Annotated in this window: 21 protein-coding genes and 1 tRNA gene; 5 read left to right on the forward strand and 17 right to left on the reverse strand. The window is 61.6% G+C overall.

The window, feature by feature from the left end; translation table 11 throughout:
• Positions 1 to 61: 61 nt before the first annotated feature.
• Positions 62 to 439, reverse strand: a complete 378-nt coding sequence (gene rsfS, locus EN869_RS06565; protein WP_126080694.1) for a ribosome silencing factor — start codon at positions 437 to 439, stop codon at positions 62 to 64.
• Between the two features lie 242 nt (positions 440 to 681).
• Here rsfS and EN869_RS06570 point away from each other — a divergent pair, with 242 nt between their 5' ends.
• The gene (locus EN869_RS06570) at positions 682 to 1,533 is read left to right on the forward strand and encodes a mechanosensitive ion channel family protein (RefSeq protein ID WP_127225457.1); all 852 of its coding nucleotides are present in this window, start codon (positions 682 to 684) and stop codon (positions 1,531 to 1,533) included.
• A gap of 19 nt (positions 1,534 to 1,552) precedes the next feature.
• Here the strand turns inward: EN869_RS06570 and EN869_RS06575 are convergent, their stop codons facing one another.
• The 5 genes from EN869_RS06575 to obgE form a co-directional block, all read right to left on the reverse strand.
• Positions 1,553 to 2,839, reverse strand: coding sequence for an MFS transporter (locus EN869_RS06575; RefSeq protein ID WP_127225458.1), 1,287 nt, complete (start codon positions 2,837 to 2,839; stop codon positions 1,553 to 1,555).
• A 98-nt stretch (positions 2,840 to 2,937) separates the two neighbouring features.
• The gene (locus EN869_RS06580; protein ID WP_127225459.1) at positions 2,938 to 3,525 is read right to left on the reverse strand and encodes a nicotinate-nucleotide adenylyltransferase; all 588 of its coding nucleotides are present in this window, start codon (positions 3,523 to 3,525) and stop codon (positions 2,938 to 2,940) included.
• Positions 3,526 to 3,774: 249 nt separating this feature from the next.
• On the reverse strand, positions 3,775 to 5,061 hold the full coding sequence (locus tag EN869_RS06590) for a glutamate-5-semialdehyde dehydrogenase (protein WP_127225461.1): 1,287 nt from the start codon (positions 5,059 to 5,061) through the stop codon (positions 3,775 to 3,777).
• A gap of 30 nt (positions 5,062 to 5,091) precedes the next feature.
• The gene (gene proB, locus EN869_RS06595; protein WP_127225462.1) at positions 5,092 to 6,231 is read right to left on the reverse strand and encodes a glutamate 5-kinase; all 1,140 of its coding nucleotides are present in this window, start codon (positions 6,229 to 6,231) and stop codon (positions 5,092 to 5,094) included.
• On the reverse strand, positions 6,228 to 7,262 hold the full coding sequence (gene obgE, locus EN869_RS06600) for a GTPase ObgE (protein ID WP_127225463.1): 1,035 nt from the start codon (positions 7,260 to 7,262) through the stop codon (positions 6,228 to 6,230). Before obgE ends, proB begins: the two co-directional genes overlap by 4 nt.
• Positions 7,263 to 7,507: 245 nt before the next feature.
• Here obgE and EN869_RS06605 point away from each other — a divergent pair, with 245 nt between their 5' ends.
• Positions 7,508 to 8,368, forward strand: a complete 861-nt coding sequence (locus tag EN869_RS06605) for an endonuclease/exonuclease/phosphatase family protein (protein WP_127225464.1) — start codon at positions 7,508 to 7,510, stop codon at positions 8,366 to 8,368.
• Positions 8,369 to 8,552: 184 nt separating this feature from the next.
• Here EN869_RS06605 and EN869_RS06610 read toward each other — a convergent pair whose 3' ends face one another.
• From EN869_RS06610 to EN869_RS06620, 3 genes are all read right to left on the reverse strand, one after another.
• On the reverse strand, positions 8,553 to 9,140 hold the full coding sequence (locus EN869_RS06610) for a GNAT family protein (RefSeq protein WP_127225465.1): 588 nt from the start codon (positions 9,138 to 9,140) through the stop codon (positions 8,553 to 8,555).
• A gap of 124 nt (positions 9,141 to 9,264) precedes the next feature.
• Positions 9,265 to 9,534 (reverse strand): 50S ribosomal protein L27, encoded by a 270-nt coding sequence (gene rpmA / locus EN869_RS06615; protein ID WP_040991608.1) that lies wholly within the window; start codon positions 9,532 to 9,534, stop codon positions 9,265 to 9,267.
• Positions 9,535 to 9,634: 100 nt separating this feature from the next.
• Entirely contained in the window at positions 9,635 to 10,330 is a 696-nt protein-coding gene (locus tag EN869_RS06620) for a 50S ribosomal protein L21 (protein ID WP_127225466.1), read from the reverse strand.
• 274 nt (positions 10,331 to 10,604) lie between these two features.
• Here EN869_RS06620 and EN869_RS06625 point away from each other — a divergent pair, with 274 nt between their 5' ends.
• From EN869_RS06625 to EN869_RS06635, 3 genes are all read left to right on the forward strand, one after another.
• Positions 10,605 to 11,759 carry a serine hydrolase domain-containing protein gene (locus tag EN869_RS06625; RefSeq protein ID WP_127225467.1) on the forward strand — a complete coding sequence of 385 codons (1,155 nt, stop codon included), beginning with the start codon at positions 10,605 to 10,607 and terminating at the stop codon, positions 11,757 to 11,759.
• 136 nt (positions 11,760 to 11,895) lie between these two features.
• Positions 11,896 to 11,985 (forward strand) — tRNA-Ser (locus EN869_RS06630).
• A 114-nt stretch (positions 11,986 to 12,099) separates the two neighbouring features.
• On the forward strand, positions 12,100 to 13,422 hold the full coding sequence (locus EN869_RS06635) for an integrase (protein ID WP_126057794.1): 1,323 nt from the start codon (positions 12,100 to 12,102) through the stop codon (positions 13,420 to 13,422).
• A 1,454-nt stretch (positions 13,423 to 14,876) separates the two neighbouring features.
• On the opposite strand, the gene EN869_RS34980 is transcribed toward EN869_RS06635, so the two are convergent.
• From EN869_RS34980 to ccoG, 8 genes are all read right to left on the reverse strand, one after another.
• On the reverse strand, positions 14,877 to 15,542 hold the full coding sequence (locus EN869_RS34980; RefSeq protein ID WP_245454739.1) for an EAL domain-containing protein: 666 nt from the start codon (positions 15,540 to 15,542) through the stop codon (positions 14,877 to 14,879).
• Positions 15,536 to 16,699, reverse strand: a complete 1,164-nt coding sequence (locus tag EN869_RS34985) for a GGDEF domain-containing protein (RefSeq protein WP_245455339.1) — start codon at positions 16,697 to 16,699, stop codon at positions 15,536 to 15,538. Before EN869_RS34985 ends, EN869_RS34980 begins: the two co-directional genes overlap by 7 nt.
• 254 nt (positions 16,700 to 16,953) lie before the next feature.
• The gene (gene ubiM, locus EN869_RS06645) at positions 16,954 to 18,135 is read right to left on the reverse strand and encodes a 5-demethoxyubiquinol-8 5-hydroxylase UbiM (protein ID WP_185928959.1); all 1,182 of its coding nucleotides are present in this window, start codon (positions 18,133 to 18,135) and stop codon (positions 16,954 to 16,956) included.
• Between the two features lie 280 nt (positions 18,136 to 18,415).
• Positions 18,416 to 18,760: a hypothetical protein gene (locus EN869_RS06650; protein ID WP_126057793.1), complete on the reverse strand. Its 345-nt coding sequence runs from the start codon at positions 18,758 to 18,760 to the stop codon at positions 18,416 to 18,418.
• A gap of 612 nt (positions 18,761 to 19,372) precedes the next feature.
• The gene (gene ccoS / locus EN869_RS06655; RefSeq protein WP_081714250.1) at positions 19,373 to 19,528 is read right to left on the reverse strand and encodes a cbb3-type cytochrome oxidase assembly protein CcoS; all 156 of its coding nucleotides are present in this window, start codon (positions 19,526 to 19,528) and stop codon (positions 19,373 to 19,375) included.
• Positions 19,529 to 19,533: 5 nt separating this feature from the next.
• Entirely contained in the window at positions 19,534 to 21,807 is a 2,274-nt protein-coding gene (locus EN869_RS06660; RefSeq protein ID WP_126059322.1) for a cation-translocating P-type ATPase, read from the reverse strand.
• A complete protein-coding gene (locus EN869_RS06665) occupies positions 21,804 to 22,301 on the reverse strand; it encodes a FixH family protein (protein ID WP_126057792.1) in 498 nt (165 codons plus the stop codon). Before EN869_RS06665 ends, EN869_RS06660 begins: the two co-directional genes overlap by 4 nt.
• Entirely contained in the window at positions 22,298 to 23,857 is a 1,560-nt protein-coding gene (gene ccoG / locus EN869_RS06670; RefSeq protein WP_126057791.1) for a cytochrome c oxidase accessory protein CcoG, read from the reverse strand. Before ccoG ends, EN869_RS06665 begins: the two co-directional genes overlap by 4 nt.
• Positions 23,858 to 23,957 lie beyond the last annotated feature (100 nt).

Genomic DNA, 23,957 nt, shown 5'->3' on the forward strand with positions numbered 1-23,957 from the left:
CTCGCCCCGGCGAGCTTGTTTCAGCGCATACCGTGACGGTTCACGGCAGGCGGATCAAGGCTCAGTGCAAGGTCTCTTCCTCGAGGTCCGGCGCCTGCCACATCTTTTCGAGATTGTAGAATTCGCGGACTTCGGGGCGGAAGACATGGACGATGATGTCGCCAGAATCGATCAGGACCCAGTCGGCGCTGGCCAGCCCCTCGACCCGCGCATTGCCGAGACCGGCATCCTTCAGCGCCTTGAGGAGATGATCGGCGACAGCCGAGACATGACGGTGCGATCGGCCCGAGGCGATGACCATATAGTCGCCGAGGCTCGATTTTCCCTGGATGTCGATTGAGACGATGTTTTCGGCCTTGGAGTCTTCCAGACTGGCAAGGACTGTGTCGATGGCGAGGGACGCGGCGGCGTTGCCGCTGATCCCGGCCGGCGAAGGCATGACGTCAGCCTTCTTCCGCAGTGCTGTTCTCAGTGTGTTTCCTTTCCCAACAAGAACAACCAAATCACCATGCAAATCAGGTGACACCACTTAGATAGGCAGAGTTCCATTGCAGTTTCAAGACGAGAGCCCTTCGGCTGTACCGCGCATTGGTCCGGATCACTGCGTTAGGAGGGTCTAAAAAGCAGGAACTGATCCCGGATGCGTGGGTTATCGGCTGACCGATCAACGGGATCCCCGCCATGCCAACCGACCCGCAAAGCGCCCTCATCACCATCCAGGCCGGACTCGCGCAGCTCTCTACGCTGATCGTTTCCTATTCCTTCTCGGCCATCGGCGCTGTTATTCTGCTGGTTGTCGGCTATCTCGTCGCCGGCCTGGCCGAACGCTCGATCTATTCCGGCCTCGGTCATATCCACGGTTTCGACGAGACCTTGCGGCACTTTTTCTCGCAGGTCGTGCGCTACGCCATCCTGATCCTTGTCGTCATCATGGTGCTCGGCCAATTCGGCGTGCAGACGGCCTCCATCATCGCGGCGATAGGGGCCGCCGGCCTGGCCATCGGGCTAGCCTTGCAAGGCACGCTGCAGAACATCGCCGCCGGCATCATGCTTCTGGCGCTACGGCCTTTCCGCATCGGTGAAAATGTCGAGGTCGGCTCGATTGCCGGCATCGTCGAAGAGATCGGCCTGTTCGCTACCAAGCTGCGCAATGCCGAAGGCGTCTACATACTGGCGCCTAACTCCACCCTGTGGAACCAGCCGGTGCGCAACTTCACCCGCAACGGCGTGCGCCGCACGGACGTCACCTTGAGCAACGGCTCGTGGAACGACATCGACCGCGGGCAGAAGACGCTGCTTGCTATTGCCGGCGCGGAAAAGCGGATCCGGCGCGAACCGGCGCCGATCGCCTTCATCGCGAGTCTCGGCGACTCGACGGTTTCACTCACCTTGCGCTACTGGACTTCCGCCGCCGACTATTTCTCCACCCAGATCGACACGACCAAGCGCGCCAAACAGGCTTTCGACAGCGAAGGCATCTCGATCCCGCTGCCGCCGCCGGAAGTGCCGGCGCCGGAGGCACGTAAGCAGTAGCTCGACCGGTGCTTCCCGATCAGCGCTTGGTTGCCGTCTCGTCCGGCGAGAAGGCGAGCTCCACCGGCAAGGGCGTCTGCGCCGACATCGGCGCGAAACTGCCGCTTGTGGCCGCCGGTGTCGGCCGGCCCGCCGTCACGCGCCACAGCACGAACAGGCAGAAGGCCGAAGCAATGACGATGCCAACATAGATGAAGGTCGCGGTGCCGAAGACGGCGGAAAGCGCCGTCACGATGCCTGGCACGATGAAGCCGGCCAGCGACCAGGCAAACAGCATCGAGCTCGACAGCGCCAGGAGCTCATCCTTGCCGGCGCGGTCTGCGGCATGCGCGCTGGACAGCGCATAGATCGATTCCGACGCGCCGTCCCAGATCAGATAGATCACCACCAGAGCCATCAGCGCGCCGCCGTCGAAGACGATGGCAAGCACGCTGGCGACGGTCGCGAGCGCCGCCGCGCCCGCCAGCACATAGCGCCGGTCGGTGCGGTCGGAAATCCAGCCGAGCGGGATCTGCAGGATCAGCGTGCCGACCGGCATCGCCGACAACAGCAGCGCCACGTCCGCCTGGCTGTAGCCCTTGGCGGTGGCATGGATCGGCGCGAAGCCGGAAACGATCATCGACAGGCCGCCGACCGCCAGCATGCCGGTGACGCCGACCGGCGAGATGCGCCAGGCACGCCGCAGCGCGACGGAAGCAGCCTGCGGCGCCGGCGGCTGCGCAAGCCGCGTCATGCCGACCGGCAGGATGGAGAGCGCGGTGAAGGTGATGCCGATCAGCGACGCGGCGGCCGTATGGATGTCGACCAGGGCGAGCGCGGCGTATCCCACGCCGAGCCCGGCAATATAGGCGACATAGAACACCGCCATCACCCGGCCGCGGATCGAATTCGGCAGGGCGTCGTTCAGCCAGCTCTGCGCGACGATGAACAGCCCGCAAATGGCGAAGCCGTAAAGCGCCCGCGCGGCGATCCACAAAAGCGGGATCGGCCCGGCGCCGATCGCCGCGTTGGAAAGCGCGATCAGCGCCGAAAGCACCATGAAGGCGCGGGCGTGTCCGACCCGCTTGACGAGCGGTCCGGTCAGGATGCAGCCGGCCAGCCCGCCGGCTGAAAGCCCGGTGACGATCAGCCCTGCCCAGGTCGGGTCGAAGCCATCGGCGCCGAGACGCACGGGAATATAGGCGAACATCAGTCCGTTGCCGATCGCGATCAGCGCCATCGACACAATGACGCTGGCAATGGCGATCAGCGGCGCCGATTGCGCGACGCGTCCGGGATCGGTCGTGGTTTGGTTCTGCTGCAGCATGCCTGCGCAGCTTGGCTTACCGAAGAGCAAAAGGCCGCCGTAAAAGCGACATGGCGCGCCTTCCCTTCCCCCCTTGTGGGAGAAGGGAGAATCAGCGCTCAGCCCTTCGCCGCCTTGCGGATCGCCGTGGACGACAGCGACGAGCGCGGACCGTGGATGAAGGTCCAGGCAGGCGCCTGCATGCGGGCAAGCAGCGGGGCGTCGCCCTCGTCGACACGGGCATAGTCGAAGGTCCTGGCGACTACCGACGACAGGAACGAGAGCGTGGCGCCCGGACGATCTATGACCGCGATGGGGAAGGTCAGCACGATCTCGCGCCAGCGCTGCCAGCGATGAAAATCGCGCAAGCTATCCGCGCCCATGATCCAGACGAAATCGACGCCAGGGTTGCGTGCCTTGATCAGCACCAGCGTGTCGGCAGTGTAGCGCACATGCTGCGCCGCCTCGAAGGCGGTAACCTTGATCTTCGGGTTCCTGGCGATCTTTTCGGACAGCTCGATGCGCTCGGCGAGCGGCGCCAGTTCGCGGGCGCTTTTCAGCGGATTGCCGGGTGTCACCATCCACCACAGCTGGTCGAGCGCGAGCCTTCTCAGCGCGATCTCGGCGACCAGCGCATGCCCGGCATGCGGCGGATTGAATGAGCCGCCGAAGAGACCGACGGTCAGGCCTTTGGGGGCGTGGGGCATGCGGAAGTAGCGTGAAGGAACCGGTGGTTCAGAAAGGGAAAGCACGGTGCTAGGCTCCCCTCTCTGCCCTGCCGGGCATCTCCCCCTCAAGGGGGGAGATTGGCAGCTCAGGCGCCTCGCCTCTCCTTGCAACCTTGGCGATTGGCGAAAGCCAAGGCGATATCCAATCTCTCCCCTTGAGGGAGAGATGGCCGGCAGGCCAGAGGGGGGGGCCTGGGCGCAAGCTTCAAACCCTTAAGGCAAACAACTTCAAGGCCTCACCTGCCCCGAGCCGCGCACGCGATATTTGAACGAAGTGAGCTGCTCGACGCCGACCGGCCCCCGCGCATGCATCTTGCCGGTGGCGATGCCGATCTCGGCGCCCATGCCGAACTCGCCGCCATCGGCGAACTGCGTCGAGGCGTTGTGCAGCAGGATCGCCGAGTCGATCTCGTTGAAGAATTTTTCGACCGCCTGCGCGTCTTCGGCGATGATTGCCTCGGTGTGGTGCGAGGAGAAGGTCTCGATATGCTCGATCGCCTCGCAGACCCCGTCGACCAGCTTCACCGCGATGATGGCATCGAGATACTCGGTCACCCAGTCGGCGTCGGTCGCCGGGCTGGCATCGGCGAAGGCTTTCATCACCTCGGCGTCGGCGTGGATCTCGCAGCCGGCAGCGCGCAGCGCTTCGAGGATCGGCACCAGATGCGTGGCGGCCACAGCGCGGTCGACCAGAAGCGTCTCGGCGGCGCCGCAAACGCCGGTGCGCCGCATCTTGGCATTGACCGCGATCTTCACCGCCATGTCGAGATCGGCCGAACCGTCGATATAGAGATGGCAGATGCCTTCGAGATGCGCGAAGACCGGCACCCGCGCCTCGGTCTGCACGCGCCCGACCAAGCTTTTGCCGCCGCGCGGGATGATGACGTCGAGATTGCCGCTCAAGCCTTTGAGCATCTCGCCGACGGCGGCGCGGTCAGTGGTCGGTACCAGCTGGATGGCATCTTTCGGCAGGCCGGCGGCCTTTAGCCCTTCGACCATGCAGGCATGGATCGCGGCCGACGAATTGAGCGAATCCGAGCCACCGCGCAGGATGACCGGATTGCCGGCCTTGAGACAAAGCGCGCCGGCATCCGCCGTCACATTCGGCCGGCTCTCATAGATGACGCCGATGACGCCGAGCGGCGTGCGCACGCGCTCGATATGCAGCCCGTTCGGCCGGTCCCATTCGGCAATGACGTCGCCGACCGGATCCTTGAGCGCTGCGATCTCGCGAATGCCGTCGGCCATCGCCTTAATGCGTGACGGTGTGAGTTTCAGCCGGTCCATGAAGGAACCGGACAGCCCGGCCTCCTCGCCATTCGACATATCGATGGCGTTGGCGTCGAGGAGCGCCTGCTCATTGCGCAAAACGGCATCGGCCATGGCGACGAGCGCGGCATTCTTGGCCTTGATCGAAGCAACGGCCAACGGTCGGGCGGCTGCACGGGCGCGGCGGCCGATATCGGCCATCAGCGCAATCGTGTCTTCGCCGGATTTTTCATGCAGCTTCAGCATGGTCATCCTCCGCCCGTCGTCGTTCAGTACCTAGTCGTCGGCCAATACGTGGTCGCCGGCGACGCTTACCACAAGGTCGTCGCGATGGATCATCGCGGAACGCGCCTCGTAGCCGAGCACGTTTTCGATCTCGGCCGTCTTCAAGCCTGCGATCCTTACGGCATCGGCGGCATCATAGGCAACAAGGCCGCGCGCGATCTCGCGGCCTTCGGGCGACAGGATCGCCACCGTGTCGCCGCGCGAGAAATTGCCGCTCACCAGTTTCACGCCGGCCGGCAGCAGCGACTTGCCCGACTTCAGCGCGCCGATGGCGCCCGCATCGACGGTGAGCCGGCCGGCCGGCTCGAGCTGGCCGGCGATCCAGGTCTTGTAGCCCTTCACCGGATTGGCGCTCGGCTTGAAGAAGGTCGCCCGCTCGCCGCGCTCGATCGCCATCAGCGGCGAAAGCCTGGTGCCCGAGGTGATGATCATGGCGGTGCCGGCGGCGTTGGCGATCTTGCCAGCGTCGAGCTTCGTGCGCATGCCGCCGCGCGACAGCTCGGACGCGGCGGCGCCCGCCATCGCCTCGATGTCAGGCGTGATGCGATCGACCACCGGAATGAATTTCGCTGCCGGATCTCTGGCCGGCGGAGCCGTGTAGAGCCCGTCAATGTCGGAGAGCAGCACCAGAAGATCGGCGCCCATCATCGTCGCCACCCGCGCCGCCAGCCGGTCATTGTCGCCATAGCGGATCTCCGAGGTCGCCACCGTGTCGTTCTCGTTGATGACCGGCACCGCCTTCATCTTGAGCAAGGTGGAGATCGTCGCGCGCGCGTTGAGGTAGCGGCGACGTTCCTCGGTGTCGCCAAGCGTCAAAAGAACCTGGCCGGATTTCAGCCCGTCCTTGCCGAGCGCGTCCGACCAGGCGCCGGCGAGCGCGATCTGGCCGACGGCCGCCGCCGCCTGGCTCTCCTCGAGCTTCAGCGCGCGCTTGCCAAGGCCAAGGATGGTGCGGCCGAGCGCGATCGCGCCCGACGACACGACCAGCACTTCCGCGCCGGCATTCGCGAGCACCGCGATGTCGTCGGCAAGCGAGGTCAGCCAGTCACGCTTCAAGCCCGTCGTCCGGTCGACGAGCAGCGCCGAGCCGATCTTCACCGTGATGCGCTTGTAGGACTTCAACGACTTCATGGGTTTTGCCAACGCGTCTCGACGGGAGCCGGAACGGCGTCGCGCGATTCGGCAACCACCGCCATCAGCGCGCGCAGCACCGCCTCGACGCCTTCGCCGGTGACGGCCGACACAAGCAGCGGCGTGCGACCAGCGGCGCGCTTCAGCGAAGCCGTCTTCTTCTTGCGGGCGTCCGGGTCGAGGATGTCGACCTGGCTGAGCGCAACGATCTCGGCTTTCTCCGCCAGACCATGGCCGTAGGCTTCGAGCTCGGCGCGCACCGTCTTATAGGCCTTGCCCGGGTTCTCCTCCTGCGCCGAGACCAGATGCAGCAGCACGCGCGTGCGCTCGACATGGCCGAGGAAGCGGTCGCCGATGCCAACGCCCTCATGCGCGCCCTCGATCAGGCCGGGAATGTCGGCGAGCACGAATTCACGGCCGTCGATGCGGGCGACGCCAAGGCCCGGATAGAGCGTCGTGAACGGATAATCGGCGATCTTCGGCTTGGCGGCGGTGACGGCGGCAAGGAAGGTCGACTTGCCGGCATTGGGCTGGCCGACGAGGCCGGCATCCGCGATCAGCTTCAATCTTAGCCAGATGCTCAGCTCCTCGCCAGGCAGGCCGGGATTGGCGCGGCGCGGCGCCTGGTTGGTCGAGGTCTTGAAATGCTGGTTGCCGAAGCCGCCATTGCCGCCCTTGGCAAGCAGGAAACGCTGGCCGACCACGGTCAGGTCGCAGATCAGCGTCTCATTGTCCTCGGCGAAGATTTGCGTGCCGGCCGGCACTTTCAGCGTAATGTCGGCGCCCTTGGCGCCGGTCATGTTGCGGCCCATGCCGTGCATGCCGGTCTTGGCCTTAAAATGCTGCTGGTAGCGATAGTCGATCAGCGTGTTCAGCCCGTCGACCGCTTCCGCCCAGACATCGCCGCCGCGGCCGCCGTCACCGCCGTCCGGCCCGCCGAATTCGATGAATTTCTCGCGCCGGAACGACACCGATCCGGCGCCGCCGTCGCCGGAGCGGATATAAACTTTGGCCTGGTCGAGGAATTTCATCGTTTCGAGTTTCTGCTATTGCGCTTGCGGGATTGCTCTAAACCAAGGCAGGGCCCAGAGCAATTCCAGGAAAAGAACGGTTTTCCCTCCGGAATTGCGTAAAAACAAAGAGATAGAGCGGTTCGCCGTTTCCTTGAAACGGTGAAACGATCTAGCGCGAGGCCGATTTGCGACTAAAGCGCCGGATGCCCTTTTGCCGGGGACGCGGTAGCACTGTTGCGGGGACGTGACTGGACGGGCGCGCAATGAAGATCGTTTCCTACAACATCCAATATGGCATCGGCCTCGACGGCAAATACGATGTCGGCCGTATCGCCGATGCCGTGCGCGGTGCCGATGTCATTGCGCTGCAGGAAGTGACCCGCAACAACCCGCGCAATGGCGGCCGCGACATGGTGGCCGAAATCTGCGGGGCGCTGCCCGATTATTTTGCCGCCTATGGCAGCAATTTCGAAGTCAATATCGGCTCGCGCCTGGAGAACGGCCGCGCCATCTCGACCTCCTTCCAGCTCGGCAACATGGTGCTGTCGACGACGCCCATTCAGCTGTCGCGCAATCTCCTTCTGCCGCGCAGCCGTAGCCTCGAGGCCATGAACTTCCAGCGCGGCGCCCTCGAAGCGCTGATCGAGACGCCGCTTGGCTTCATCCGCTTCTATTCCACCCATCTCGACCACCGCAGCCCGGTCGAGCGCCAGAACCAAATCCGCTTCCTGCGCCAGCGCCTCTTGAATTACGCGCTGGAAGGCGGCGGCCTGTCAGGCATTCCCGAGATCGGGCTGCCGGACCTGCCCTATCCGGAAGCTTTCATCGTCATGGGCGACTTCAACATGCTGCCGGGCTCGCCCGAATATGTCGAACTTGCCGGCCGCCCGGACCATGAGTTCGGCATGCCGCTGACCGCCGATCTCGCCGTCGACGTCGCTGAACGGCTGGGCGTCGCCGACCTGATCACCTGGGTCGATCCGGAGCGCCCCGAAGACCGCCGCTACAAATGCATCGACTACATCTTCACCAGTGCCTCGCTGGCCAGATCGCTGCAGCGCCTGTGGTCCGACCGGGAGGCCGTCGGATCGGATCATCTGCCGCTCTGGGCTGAGTTGGGCTGAGTTCTGGACTCCCCCTCATCTGGCCACTACGCGGCCACCTTCTCCCCGAGGGGAGAAGAGGCTGACGCCAGCGCCTACCTGCTCCTCTCCCCTCAGGGAGAGGTCGGATTGCCCCGAATTGCCCTTCGCAATTCGGCTGGCAATCCGGGTGAGGGGGCGCTGGCTCAACCCTCGCAAGCAACCATCAAAAATGCACCCAATTCCTGAGGCTGGTCCACGTCTTCCGGTCCAGGCGATAGCGCTCGACCGGCACCTGGCCGGCGACGATCGAGTTCAGCATACCCTGGCCAGCATACTGGAAGCCGCATTTGTGGATGACCCGGCGCGAGGCCGGGTTGATCACCCTGGTCGAGGCATGCAGCACCTGGATCGTCGTCCTCTGGAAAGCAAGGTCGACCAGCGCATGCGCGGCCTCGGTGGCATAGCCGCGCTTCCAATAGGGCTCGCCGATCCAGTAACCGAGCTCCAGCCCGCGATCGGTGGTGTTCAAGCCGGCGCAGCCGACGAAGGTGCCGGTGCCGGCAAGGGTGAGCGCATAGACGATGCCGGCGCGGCGCGACGCCGCCATGGCGAGGAAGGTGCGGCCCTCGGTCTCGCCATAGGGATGCGGCATGCGGGCCAGCATTTCGGCGACATGTCGGTTGTCGGCAAGCGTGACGAGTTGCTCGAGATCGCTCTCGCGCGGGCCGCGCATGACCAGCCGCTCGGTGGCGAGCACCGGGCAATCGATCGCGTAACTTTCGTCTTCGGTATCTTCCGCTTCGGCAACCATTTTAGTCCTCCAGGGCAAGAAAAATGAAAAAGGAGAGATGGTGGCCCATCTCTCCTGATCCTTTTCCTGGCCTGGCCAGACACCGGTTCCCGAGATGGGCGCCGGTGTTGTGGTGCGGAACCGGCTACTCCGCTGCTTTGGTAATCGGGTTCACCGATACGTAGGTTCGGCCGTTGGCTTTTTTGTTGAAGGTGACTGCGCCGGCTTCGAGCGCAAAAAGGGTGTGGTCCGTGCCCATGCCAACATTAGTGCCCGGATGCCATTGCGTGCCGCGCTGACGAATGATGATGTTGCCGGCGACGACGGCTTCGCCACCGAACTTCTTCACGCCCAGACGCTTGGAGTGCGAATCGCGACCATTGCGCGACGAACCGCCAGCTTTCTTGTGTGCCATTTGACTAACTCCGATGCGCCCTGAGGCGCTTGAATGGTCTTATGAACGCGTTCGCGTTCCGTTTCAAGTCCCGTACCGGCGACGATCGTCGCCGGAAAAATTACTTCTTCGCCAGTTCCTTGGCCTGCTCGCGCCAGTCCTTGATCTGGTCGGCGCTGAACGGCATGTGCTCGTCGATCTTGGCGACATCCTTGTCGCTGAGCTTGGCGAGCTGCGCGAAGGTGACGATGCCCTGCTCGGCGAGGTCCTTCGCCGCGACCGGGCCGATGCCCTTGATCACGGTCAGGTCGTCCGGCTCGCCCTTCGGGGCCTTGAACAGCGGCGCGGCCTTGGCCTCTTCGCCAGCTGCGGCGTCTGCCTTGGCTTCCTTCTTGGCCTTCGGCTCCTTCGCAGCCACCTCGGCCTTCGCCTCGGCGGCGACTTCAGTCTTGGCCTCTGCCTTGGCTTCCGGCTTCGCGGCGGCCTTCTTCGACGGCTTGGCGCCACCCAGCAGGATCTCGGCGATCCGCACGGTGGTCAAAAGCTGGCGGTGGCCGATCTTGCGGCGCGAATTCTGGCGGCGGCGCTTCTTGAAAGCGATGACGGTGCGGTTCTTGCCCTGCTCGACGACTTCCGCCGTGACCAGCGCGCCATCGACGAACGGTGCGCCGAAGATGACATTCTCGCCCTCGCCATGCGCGAGCACACTGCCGATCTCGACGATATCGCCGACCTTGGCTTCGACTTTCTCGATCTTCAGGAGATCGTTGGCGGCCACGCGATACTGCTTGCCGCCCGTTTTAATGACTGCGAACATTTTTTGCCTTTCGCTGTTCGGTCGGCCTTGATGAACCGCTTCACGCGGTTCGGCCGTCTTTTTGTCAGTCTGCGGGTTCAAAAAACAAGCGGCGCGGAAGAGCCTCCACGCCGAATGCGGGCTGTCCCTAACCGAAGGTTGCGCCAGAGTCAAGGCAAGCGGAGTCAAGGCAAGCAGCCGGCTATCGGCTTGTTGTCAAGACTGTTATTGGCGCTCACCGCACGGTCATGGCAACATCGCCGCCGAGGAAGCAGACATTTCCGGGGGGAAGAGGATGCTCAGGCGGTTGCGGGCTTGGCCGGTTCTGTTTGTGCTGTGTGTTGCCTGGCTCTCGCGCGCATCGGCCAAACCGAACGAGGTCGCCGCTAAAGTCGATGCTGCGGTCACGTCCTGGATGGCCGAACGGCACATCGCTGACGCCGAAGTGGCGGTGGCGCTGCACAAGGACATCGTCGGCGCATTCGACCATGGCTGGAAGGCGACGGACCGGCAACCCGTCGCCAGCCTCTCCAAGGCGATCACCGGCCTCTGCATCGCCGGCCTTGTCGACCACAAGCAGCTGTCGCTCGACGAGCCGCTCGGCACGGCCCTTGGCGGCTATTTCGCCCGCAAGCACAAGGACAGCGAGCCGAAGGACCCGCGCTTCAAGACGATCACCATCGAAGAACTGCTCACCCATCGCGCCGGACTGAAGAAGAACGCTTTCGACGACAAGAACGACCATTCGCTGGCCGCTTCCTTCCGGACCGCGACCCGTACCATGCTCGACTTCGATCCGGGCGGCACGGTTTCCTACAGCGACAGCGGCTACCTGGTGCTGGGCTATGTTGCCCAGCTGATCGGCGGCCGGCCCTACCCCGTCACCTGCGGCAAGGTCTTCACGAGGCTGGGCATGCCGGCCAACACAGGCACGATCGACGCAACGCTGGCCGCGCGCGCGCCGAATGGCGGCTGGGACATCTCGGCCGATGACTATGCCAGGTTCCTCTACGCTTTCGACCCGCAGTCCGGCGTGCTTGGCCCGAAGACACGGCAATGGCTCGACACGCTTGCCGGCGATCCCGGCTATGCCAAGGGCCAGAAGTCGCCGCCGACCCAGGCGCCCTGCCCGCGTTTTTCCGGCAAGCCTGCCTATGGCTTCGGCGTCTGCATGAAACGCACGGCGCGCGGCACGCAGTATTATCACGACGGCCTGCTGCACCATCACATGCCCGACTATCCCAAGACGGGCGGCTCGTTCTTCTTCGTCAACGAGGCCGGCTATGCCGCGGTCGTTATCTTTTCCGGCGAGAATGACGGCAAGACCTATGCGGCGCTGGAAAAGAGCGTGATCGCGGCGATGACTGAAAGTGCCGCCTATGACGTCCCCGAGGCGCCATCTTCCAAGGATACGGCGCCCGCGGACGGCAAGGCGGTGAAGAAACCCTAAGCGCGTCGCTGGGGTAGACTGTGGTCCAGGCATCGCTTTTCGAAGAAGCCGGAAATCGCGCGAATAGGGCCTTGTAAGTGGATCAACCAGCCGTTATCTAGTGCGCCGCGCCGGCAACGGCCGACCATGACCTCGCGGAGAGGTGGCAGAGTGGTCGAATGCACCGCACTCGAAATGCGGCATACTCGCAAGGGTATCGGGGGTTCGAATCCCTCCCTCTCCGCCATTTAGCTTCCATAATAATCGTTTCCTTTCAAAAGCTTCCTTGTTGCGCTTGACCAGCGCGAAGCGAAACTTATCTTAGACTGTGTAACAAACTGTGTAACATTAGAGAAAGATAATGCGACGTTCCGCAGCGCCAAAGCCGCATAAACGTGAAGGCATCTGGTATCTCGTCCGCAGGGTGCCGAAGGAATTCGCGGCGTTTGATCGCCGCTGCCTAGTACGCATTTCCACGGGCGTCGCCGTGGCTGACGATCCCCGCGGTGTACGGGCGCGAGATGCAGTGCAAAGCCTCGGCGCGGGGCTGGAGGCGTATTGGCGTAGACTGCGGGAAGGCCAATCCGCCGAGGCGGGGCTGCGTTTCGAAGCCGCGAGGAAGCGCGCGCGGTCATTTGGATTGGCCTATCGCTCTAACGAGGAACTAGCAGCGGGGCCGCTCGACGAACTCATGGCCCGTATCAAGCTGCTCCTCGACAAAAAATCGATCGAGGACGCGCAGGACGTCTCGGCCGTCATGGGTGGGGAGAAGCGGCCAGCGGTCCGCCTGAGCGGTCTTATCAAGGAATTCGAGACGATCGAGCAACAGAACTTGCTGACCATGTCGCCTAACCAAATCAAGAAATGGCGTAACCCCAAAAAGCGCGCAGTTGCCAATCTGGTTGGAGTCATTGGCGACAAGGAGATCGCAAGCCTCACTCGGGACGACGCAATCGCGTTCCGCGAGTGGTGGCAAAAGCGGATCGTTGAGGATGGACTTGATATCGGTACGGCCAACAAGGACATCGGCCATGTTTCGAAAATGCTGCGCGTCGTCGATCTGACTCACCAGCTCAAGCTGGAGCCGGTTTTTCGAAACCTGCGTCTTTCCGGCGCCGTCCCCGGGCAACGCGCTGCGTTCACAGCGGAGTTCATTCAGGAGAAGATACTCGCTGAAGGCGCGCTCGACGGACTCAATGACGAAGCCCGCCATCTAATCTATGTGATTGCCGATACCGGACTCAGGCTTTCTGAAGCGGCAAACCTCACCACCGAAACAATCCACCTCGATCAAGAAATCCCGCATGTGCGGGTGCGCCCCAATGGCCGTCGCTTGAAGACCGGTCATTCAGCCCGTGACATTCCCTTGGTTGGCGGCGCACTTGCAGCCATCAAGCTCCATCCGGACGGCTTTCCTCGTTATCGCGACAAGGCCGCGTCACTTTCAGCGCTCGTCAACAAGGTGCTCGCCAGCAAGGAACTTCTGCCGACTTCCGAGCATAGTCTTTATAGCCTGCGACACACTTTCGAGGACCGGCTGACGGCAGTTGAGGCGCCGGAGAAGGTAATTGCTTCTCTGATGGGCCACAAATGGATCCGGCCCAAATACGGCGCGGGACCTTCGTTAGCGCAAAAGCGCGAGTGGCTTCAAAAAATCGCTTTTACCCCGCCCGGGCGAATGTGATTGCGGCGCCATCCAGGCCTTGAGAACCAACCTCACGGCTCCAGCTGTCCGAGCCATTTAGGTTGAGCGTGGCCAGCACGCGCTGCGCTCGCTCGCGATTTCCGAGCTTCCGCCGCATTTGTTCGACCTCGTATTCCAGCCTTTCGAAGGTCGGTATATAGGCATCTCCATGCCGGATGACCAAGTAGGCGGCAACAGCTAGACAGCATTCTAGCTCCGTGGCCGATGGATCGGAAAAAGGGGCGACGCCATACCAAGACGAGCAACGCCTCTCGAGGGCTTCCGAACTAGGCAAACGGCCAGCATGTGGCATGGGATACAAACCTATGCCTGATCGACGAACCTAAAGTGCTCACGAAGCTTGACCGGTACGCGGGCCATCGGAGGGTTCTGCCTAAAACCGCCAAAAATTTTGAAACACCCATTCATCCGGCTCGAATTCAAAGGGATCGGCGATTTTTGGGTTATGGCTTGCAAGCATAGTTCAGCCCAGACAAGAACGCCTGATATCTTGTCGTTCACTGTCACCCTGCCAAATATGGTGCCGGTGACAACGGCAGTTTGGCGAGCAGAAGAATTCCCGAGACTGAGACGTTCTACGGCTTGGCCCATGTTCGCGCTCCTCCTCGATTGGAGACAGGATGGGCCATATGGAAGCGAATAAAAGGAGGTTGGTGACGAGTCTCGGTAGTGGAGTAGAAACGGGTGGAAAAGCTTGCGCTATTCGCCGTCGGCGCCGCTAAGCGCATTTGAGAGAAGGGGCAACGATCGCCAAGAGATGACGTCCGATCGCAAGCCGGCTAGAAATGCGACAGTGACGCGCCTTTTTTGGCACGACCTTAGCACCCGATCGGGCCTCAGCTGGTCGTCGTTGCGCAGCCGATCGGGTGCGATTTTTATAAAGCTCTCTTGGCTTTAGCTTTGAGAGCCCGTCATCGAGACAAATGCAAGGGAACGGTCCCGCCCCCTGGGGACATTCGACATGCCGTGGCAGCTTCCTATGGTGAGCCAGCGCATTCCGATACACGTTTTCCGCGCTCTACCGTTGCTCCAGCACCTGTGCTGAGGCTGAGCGCTTGATCAGGACCCGACCGCTGCTGTTGCGGGATGGTGACTGGGTTGAGGTCGCGAAAACCTTGACCGCGGGTACGTTGTTCATCCAGATGAGCGCTGAGCCGAGAAGCAGCCAAGAACGCTTCCCGTAATCGAATCCTACGGGAACCGCGAAACCAGCGTCCAAGGGACGCAATTCTCCGACGTCGTTCACTCAAGCTCATCTCGCAACTTGAACGCTTGTATGAAGCCGCTGCATGTGCGCCGGTGGACCGGATTGCTGCTATCCAAACCACGTGCTCAGTTTCGCCCCCGTAATAACTCTACCGTCCGAAACGGCTTTCGCGCGTCAGGTCCACCCCACATGAAAGTTCCGCGAGCAGCACGGACGGAGAGGCCGGTCACAACTCCTTCGCGTGCTCTTTTACTACCGAATCAAGTGCCAAATGGAGAGGCACTGCCTTAGAGAACAGGAAGCCCTGCGCGGTTCTGCAGCCAAGCTTGTACAGAGTTTGCCGATCTGCCTCTGTTTCAACGCCCTCGGCCATGACCTCGATCCCGAGCGTCCTACCAAGGTCAATCACCGCTTTGACAAGCAGCCGATTCTCCCGGGACTTGGCTAAGCCGCGAATGAAGCCCTGATCTATTTTCACTTTCCTGATCCGACTGTCCTTGAGCGATGCCAACGTCGAAAAACCGGTGCCGAAGTCCTCGAGCGCGATAGAAATGCCAGCATGTGAAAGCTGGCCGAGCTTTTCATCCACTCTGTCCGGATCCACTGGGGCTTCTTCGGTAATCTCGATGTCGAACATCGTTGCAGGGAGGTCTTTTGCCGCCAGACCATTAAGAATCATCTCGTCAATATCGCCAGCTTCCAACTCGCGCGGTGAAACATTCATCGCCACACGAACATCACGACGGTCAGCTTTGACCAAGCCCTCGATAAGAGCGCAACAGTCGGCGAATACCGTTTGAGTTAGCAGCTGAAGCATTCCAGTTTCGCGTGCCGCTGTCATGATCTCGGGCGGAGAAATGGGACCGTGAAGCGGGTGAGACCATCTTAGCAAGGCTTCAAAACCGACGACGCTTCAGTTTCGAGTCTTACGATTGGCTGAAACCAAGCGACCAAGCTTCTCATCGTTATCGCCGAATGAAGATCGCGTTCGATTGACTGGCGGCGTTGCAGTTCCCGGGCTAGCTCGGCACCGAACAGACAAAATTCATTCCTGCCGCGGCGCTTAGCTGTGTAAAGGGCGATGTCGGCCCGCAACAACATTTCCGTCAGTCCGGGGTTTTCAGCCAAGTAGATTCCTATAGACGCTCCAATGCGGACGGATGCGATCCCAGGATAGGGGCGAGCAAGCTTGGCTATGAGATTGGACGCGAGATTGGTGGGAGAAGGAGAATTCTTTCGCGAAGAAAAAACCAGCACGAATTCATCCCCACCGATGCGGGCGAGCGTTGAGCCCTCCGGTGCTTCTTCCTCTATTCGGCGGGCGATCCTGGCAAGCAGCTCGTCACCCGTTCTGTGACCGTAGGTACCGTTGACAGATTTGAACCCGTCCAGATCAATCAGCATGGCCACAAAGGGTCCATCGGTGTTCTCAAACTGATCGATTGCATGTTCGAGGCCCCGCCTGTTGAGGAGCGCGGTAAGATGGTCCTCCCTGGAATTGCGCTCCATTTCCGCGGCAAGCCGCTCGGCTTGATGTCTCAGGCGGCTCGCGTCACGGAAGCGCGCTTGTCCAACGAACGAGGATCGAACCAGGCCGCCCTCGAAAAGCAGGACGGCAAAAGCCAGAATGTAGTTTTCCGGGGCTCCCTTCGTCAGCAAACATGCGGCGGCAATGAGGAGTGGCGGTGTGATGAAGCATATCGCTGCCGCAGCATATGAGCTGCCGTACGTGACCGCGCCAGCTGAAATGCCCGCCAGAATTATTAGATGCAGCGATGCTTGAGACGTCGTGTATCCAGCCGTTAGGATGGCAAGGAATGACCAGGTGAATCCCGCCAGAAGAGCAAGCCTGCCAAACCAGCGAAGCCGCAGCCAAACCCGTGTCAGATCATCCTGGACTCCGGGTTCCTTCAGCTGATGACGGGCGAGTGCAAGGCGGGCGGCATTTATCGCATTAACGACCGAAAACCAGGCCGCGCCAGCAAGACCGTTCCCGGAAAGGGCCTGCACGGTCAAAATCAGCCCGGACAGCACAATGCTTATCGGCATTGAGACGAAAAGGCCTGCCCTCAGATCAGCGAGCTGGTCCTGAAGGATTCTCGCCTCCAGCGGATCTTCTTTTCCAAGGCTGGACGGGTCAGCTTGCTTACTCCTGCTTGTCCGCAGCCTATGCAGCCCCCCTGAAGGACGGGTTAATTCTTCAATCGGAGATCAGCGTCGGGGAGCAGGATTACTCCGGTGCATCATGCACTCTCTCCCATCGCTCGCCCAGCACGCGCAAAAATGCGACTGCTGGTGCAGTATCACCGCTGGAGCTCCGCCGATATCCCATGCCGGACAAGGGGAACATGTTGGGCAAAGCGAAGCCCCAGATGCCTTGCAAGCCGTGCCGCCAGGTGGTCTCTGGAGTAGAGTCCAATCAATATGTTCGTTGCATGGTAGAGCGGCGCCGCCGACAGGCGCAGCCGCCTTTCGTATATATGCAGCATGTCGGGGTCGCCAACATTGCGGCCGTCGCGGCACGCAGTCATGATTCCACGGGCGAGTTGCTTCTGGCTGCTGAGACCGATGTTGAATCCGTGAGCGGTCACCGGGTGCATGCCGATGGCAGCGTCGCCGATGAGTGCGGCGCTCGGCGCCCGGAATTTGTGCGCCCAGGTCGTGACCAGCGGATAGGTGTGGCGCTTGCTTGCCAAGGTCATTTTTCCAAGGCGCCCTCGACACCGTTTCGTCAACTCCGACAGGAACAAATCATCATCGAAGGCAAGCAGTCTATAGGCCTCGTTTGAGCGCAATGTGAGCAGCAGCGACGACATGCCCTCCGCGAGGGGCAACATCGCTATCGTCTGATGGTGATCGAACCATTCGATGGCGATCTGGTGGTGGGCGCGCTCGTGCCTCACTCGGCAAATCAGCATCGAGTGGCCAAGCCGGTTGATATCGGCGCCGATGCCTAGCAGATCACGCGTGGCGGACAAACGCGAATCCGCGGCAACAACCAGCCGAGCAGTTAAACGCGCGCCATTAGAGAGCGTTACGACTGCTCCTTCTTGGCTGTTTGTTGCATCGACGACCGAGTGGCCGCACAACAGCCGGGCGCGATCCTGCAAGCGGACGATTTTGAACAGCGCCTCGCGGATCCGGCAATTTGGAACCAAAACCCCCAGCGGTTCTCCAGAGTTGCTGGGAGGATCGAAACGAAGAGCGAATGCGCTCGAGCCGTTGAGCACGCGCGCGCCTTGAAGTGCTGATTTGTCCGAAGCCGGGATGACATCCCAGGCGCCGAGCTCGCGAAGGGTTCTGATCGAAGCGTTGGTCAGCGCGATTTCGCGACCATCGAAAGCCGGATTCGCCAGACTATCGAATGTGTTCTGTTCAACAACTGCCACCTTGAGTTCGCTTTGGGCAAGCGACGCAGCGAACGAAAGGCCGACCGGGCCGGCTCCAACGACAACGATGTCAAAATTATCGTCAGAGCCCATCAGCGTGCCGCCATCCGGTCGCCTATCCTCGTGTAACGGTGGAACTGAGCCGAGTGACATGAGCTCCGTGGCCGCCGCATTGCCTAAAGGCGCTGGGCCGGGAGATTCGCATCGATCGGCAACGAAGCACTCAAAGCGCTCAGAGGTGGATGCGGCTAACCGATCCCGCCCTTTGGCCGCGCAGCCGCGCAGATCGCCGCCAGCAAGCGAGACACTCGCGACGCTGGTCAGCCACGGCCGCGCCGCATCGATCGCCACATTCCACCTGGAACCCTTGCGCATACTACTCACGCTCCACGACGTCGAAGCGGGCTCTCTTGCGAGGGTATCGAACGTAGCGCTCTCTCTCGTCATCCCAGCCAAGGTAGCGGAAACTTTTATCCACGACCGCGCATATCTCATCAAGAACCTGCTGCATGGCTTCGATGTCGATGTCCTTGCAATTCAGTCGCCGATAGAGCAAAGCCCACGCGGCGACATAGTCGTCGAAATAGCGCGCGTCACTCGAACCAATGATCAACTTCGGACGGTTGATCGATCTCGAAAACGCACGTCCCAACCCCGATGATGCTCCGCAGCACGTTGACATCACGAGGATCTTCGGCGCTGGATGCGAGCCCTGGAACATTTCTACGAAGTCAGCCCAAAGAAGGCCACTTTCGACGCACACAACCCATCAAAGGCGAAAGCTGTTGATCGGCCCCCGTGTCCGCGCAGCCACGCGGATGGTCAGCCAGCAAGCGAGATACACACGACGCCGGTCAGCTAATGGCTGCGCCGTAAGCACAAGGCATGGCCGACCACACGACAGAAAACCCAGAACCGTGAAGGTGCTGATAATGACGACCAATCTTTCCGTAAGTCATGCATTTCTCCGTCGAAGACTGGTCAATAGAACACACCGATGAGTATGACCCTGATCTGGATCAGCCAGACATGACCAATCGGCACTGGCGGTTCACGGTCAGGTGATCGACCGTGACGTTCCACTTTGGAACCCGTGCGCACATGGCCAAGCTCTCGTCCGGCCACGCGAGGTACTCTCGTGGCATCAGCCGCCTCATACTGGGTGCAATGGGAGGCAGTCCTTCGCACGACAGAGGCTTTTCACAAATGTAGTGTGCAGCTTAGGTCAAGATGGTCATGGAGCATGGAGCATGGAGCATGGACAGCTTGTTCCCGACCGAGCCGGCTCGACTGACGAGCGCGATCCGCGCATCTTATGCACAGCGGATTGAAATCAGCGTTCCGGTTTGTCGTCCCGATCAATTAGTATCCGCTCGGCGGCTCCGTCGAGATCTTCGTATTGACCGCTTCGCAATGCCCAGACGAAGCCGGACACACCCAGTGCACCCAGAAAAAGGGCCACTGGTATGAGATAGAGCAACGTCGTCACGAGGATTATGCCGAATAGCTGACTGCGGAGCGTCCGACTTTTTGAATAACTTGCAGCGTCGCATTCGCCCCGAAGCCGTGCAAGCGCAATGCGTTTCCAATAACAAGCACCGATGAGGCAGACATGGCAATCGCCGCTAACAAAGGCGTGGCGTGCCCGAGGATGGCGATTGGTACTGCCACCGCATTGTAGACGATCGCAATCGCGATGTTCTGGCGGATCAGGTGTCCCGCCTTGCGCGAGACGTCCAGCGCGAGAGGCACTGCCAGAAGGCTTTCGCGCAGGAATACGAAGTCGGCGGCATTGCGGCCAATGTCGGCGGCGGTAGCTGGAGCGATCGAGACATGCGCCGCGCTGAGCGCCGGCGTGTCGTTGAGGCCGTCGCCAACCATCAGAACCTTGTGTCCGTCTTTCGCCAGGGTCTCGATGCGCTCGACCTTGCCGGATGGCAGCAGGCACGGAACGAAGTCCTTGACACCCAGCATTTCTGCGACTTCACCGCAGGCACCCGCAGTATCGCCCGACAGCATTTCCACTGACACCCCGGCATGGCTCAATTGCCCGATCGCCGCCTTGGCGTCTGCGCGCAGCGCGTCCTCAAAATCGAAGGTCGCGACAATGAACCCGTCTTTTGTCAGCACGGTTCCGCCATGTTTGCCTTCACCACCGGTCCGGGCTCTCCATCCAGCCCATCCGCGTCGGCCTAGCCGCCAGGTGCTTCCGGCTCCAGTGGCTTCGATTCCAAACCCTGGATGCTCGGTGACGGCATCAAATTTGTACTGCCCGCCGGGATGGGCAAAACCGGCTATGGCCTTTGAAAAAGGATGGCGGGAATGCGTAGCCATGTCTCCCGCGACTGCCAGCATGGCCGGATCGATCGACGATGCATTGACCAGCCGGGGCTGGCCGAGCGTGAGCGTTCCGGTCTTGTCGAACACCGCTGTATCAATCGTCGCCAGGCGCTCCATGGCAGAACCGTCCTTTACCATGATGCCGTTCTCAAACAGGCGCCGCGCGGCGACCACCTGAACGATCGGTACGGCGAGGCCGAGCGCGCACGGGCAGGTGATGATCAGAACGGCAATGGCGATGGTTATCGCCCGGTGCCAGTCGCCGGTCACCGCCATCCAGCCAAGGAACGTCGCGAAGGCTGTGAGATGAACCACCGGGGCATAGAGCGCTGAAACGCGATCGGCGATCCGGCGATAATGCGCGCGGCCGCCCTCTGCGGCTTCCATAAGACGAACCATTTCCGCCAGAAACGAATCCTTCGCGGCGGCTGTCGCCTCAATCGTCAGCGGGCCGGTAAGATTGAGCACGCCGGCCTGAACTGCTTCGCCCGGCGCCACGTTTTTCGGCGTGCTTTCGCCTGAGGCCAGCGAGCAGTCGAGATCCGACGTTCCCTGGATGATCTTGCCGTCGACGGGGATCCTCTCACCGGCTGCGATCAACAACCGCATGCCTGGTTCGATCTCGCCGACCGGCAAATAGTCGCGCGCGCCGTCGCTGCGCAGCACCATGGCGCCATGTGCGGCCAACTGGGACAGGCCTTTCACAGCGGTCCGGGCACGTTCGCGCATCACGTGATCCAACGTGCGGCCGATCAACAGGAAGAACAGCAGCGATACCGACGCGTCAAAATAGGCGTGATCGCCATGGTTGATCGTCTCGTAGAGGCTCATGGCGTAGGCGAGCGAAACACCGACCGCGATCGGCACGTCCATATTCATGCGGCCATGGCGCAAAGCATTCCAGGCCGAACGGAAGAAGATGCCGCCGGCGAAGGCGAGGGCAGGAATGGCGATCAGCGCCGAGACCCAGTGAAACAGGTCGCGGGTAGCACCTTCGGCGCCGGACCAGACCGAGACCGAAAGCAGCATGATGTTGCCCGCCGCAAAGCCGGCAACCGCGACCGCGCGGATCAAATCCGATAACGTCCTGTCCTTGTCGCCGACCTCGGAAGGGAAGAGATGCGCCTGGTAGCCTAGCCGCCCAAGCGCGACGACGAACGGTGGGACCTCGTCACCACGCCACCGGACAGAGACCCGTTTCGTCGACAGGTTGACGCGGGCGCTCTCGACGCGATCGAGCTTTCCCAGCGCCGTCTCGATCGTCTGGATGCAGCCTGCGCAATGAACCGTCGGTACTGAAAGATCGGTCTGGTGAAGATCATCGCCAAGCGATCGGCTCGCCAGCCTGATCTCCTGGCTGGACGGCAGGACCGATCCGGTGTTGACCAGATCAAGCGCCATTTCGGCGCCCGGTGCACAACAACTCATTGCAGCGCTCCATTGGAAATCATGATCCGGCGGACGTCGCGATACGGTTTGTCCAGACCGGCGTCGGCGTCGACTTCGACAATCCAGACGCCGTCCTTCGGCATGTGCTGGGCTGCGAATTCCTGGCCCGAGGCGGGTGCGAGGGTGACCGACTTGTCCTCCTTCTCGTACGCGGGATGGCGAAACAGCACCTTGACGCCGTGCAAGGGAACCGGCTTGCCGGCGACGTCGGCGAGGCCATAGCGAACTTCGCCCCATGCGATGGTCAGCTTGCCGGTCCAGCCAAGTGCTGCCTGCGCCCGTCCTTCCTCGGCCTTCTTGTTGAATTGCTGGCTCGCCACATAGGTGTTTTCGACGACGAGGCCAGTCCAGCTTGTGCTGGCGAGCGTTGCCATGGTCAGATTGACTGCGATGACCACGCCGAAAAAGGCCAGGATGATGACCAGCATGTGCCTGCCGGTGAATTCACGAGGCTTTTGTACATTGGCAGTCATCTGAGGGGCTCCGGCGCGTTGAAGGTGGCGGTGTACTCGTTCGACTCAAAGCTGGCTCTGTCCTCGACGCGGAACTTGAAGGTCTGTGCCGGAGCGCGGATCTGGTCCGCCGGCTGGCGAACGAAGACCCTCAGCATTTTCAGGCGGTCGGGTTCGACCGGAATGGCGAAGGAACGGCCTGCGGGGATGTCGTCGCCGACGACGACCATGTCAGCGCCTTCAAGGCCCTGCATGGTTACGACGATCGTCCTCGGCTCGGGGATCATGTTGAGCAGCTTGACGGTATAGCCATTGCGGATGGATCCGTCGGTCAGCGTGACGAACTGGGGATTGCGATCATGCAATACGTTCAGTTCGAGCCGATCGCGCGTCAGCAGCGAATAGAGCAGGCCGAGGCCGATCAGCGACCACAAGCCCATGTAGACGTAGGTGCGCGGCCGAAAGATCTTGCGGATGTGAAAATGCGCCACCTTGTCGGAGAACAGGCCATCAGCGGTCCTGATCAGCGATGGATTGACTGAGCTGGACCCGCCTGCAGTCGCCAGCATCATGTTGGCGTTGTAGTCGGAGAGCGTCGCATAGGCGATCAGCCCACGCTCCTTGCCGAGCTTGTCCATGACGCCGTCACAGGCGTCGATGCAGAGCGCGCAAGTGATGCATTCGAGCTGCTGGCCGTCGCGAATGTCTATCCCCATCGGGCAGACCGCGACACAGGCATTGCAGTCGACGCAGTCGCCCACGGGCTGGCCTGCGGCCAGCACCTTCTTGGCGTGGCGCGAACGCGGTTCGCCGCGCCAGTCATTGTAGGTGACAGTGAGGGAATTTTCATCGAGCATGGCCGCCTGGATGCGGGGCCACGGGCACATATAGGTGCAGACCTGTTCGCGCATCAGACCGCCGAACGTGTAGGTGGTAGCCGTCAGGACGGCGACAGTGATGTAGGCGACGGGCGCCGCAGTGCCGGTGAAGAGCTCGCCGAGCAGCGTCGGTGCATCGGCAAAGTAGAAGATCCAGGCGCCGCCAGTCGCCGCCCCTATGACCAGCCAGATGGTGTGCTTGGACACACGCAGCATGAGCTTGCGCGCGGTCCAGGGACCTGCGTCAAGTTTCATGCGGGCGTTGCGGTCCCCCTCGATCGCACGTTCGACGACGAGGAACAGATCGACCCACACCGTCTGAGGGCATGCATAGCCGCACCAGGCACGGCCGACAGTCGAGGTGATCAGGAAAAGACCGACGCCCGCCATGACCAGGAGGCCGGCCACATAGAAGAATTCCTGGGGCCATATCTCGATGAAGAAGAAGTAGAAGCGCCGGTTCGCGAGATCGAGCAGGACTGCCTGGTCCGGGGCAAATGGACCGCGAGCCCAAGGCAGCCACGCAGCCAGGTAGTAGATGCCAAGTGTGATCGTCATCACCAGCCATTTGAAGCGACGAAAGTTGCCCGAGGCGCGCTTCGGAAAGATCTTTTGACGCGCGGCATAAAGCGGCTTGCGGGTTTTGGCGGAATTGACAGTTTCTGTTTCGAGCCGTGTCAACTGCGTCTTATCACGCATGTGCAACTCCACTTTCCCAGCCAATGTCAGGGGCACCTGTCGTAAAGCCTCGCGGTAGGATAGCCTTGCCGGGTTGTGCAGATCGCATTAGGGATGGTGT

This window comes from Mesorhizobium sp. M2D.F.Ca.ET.226.01.1.1 (assembly GCF_004022705.2).
GTDB lineage: Bacteria > Pseudomonadota > Alphaproteobacteria > Rhizobiales > Rhizobiaceae > Mesorhizobium.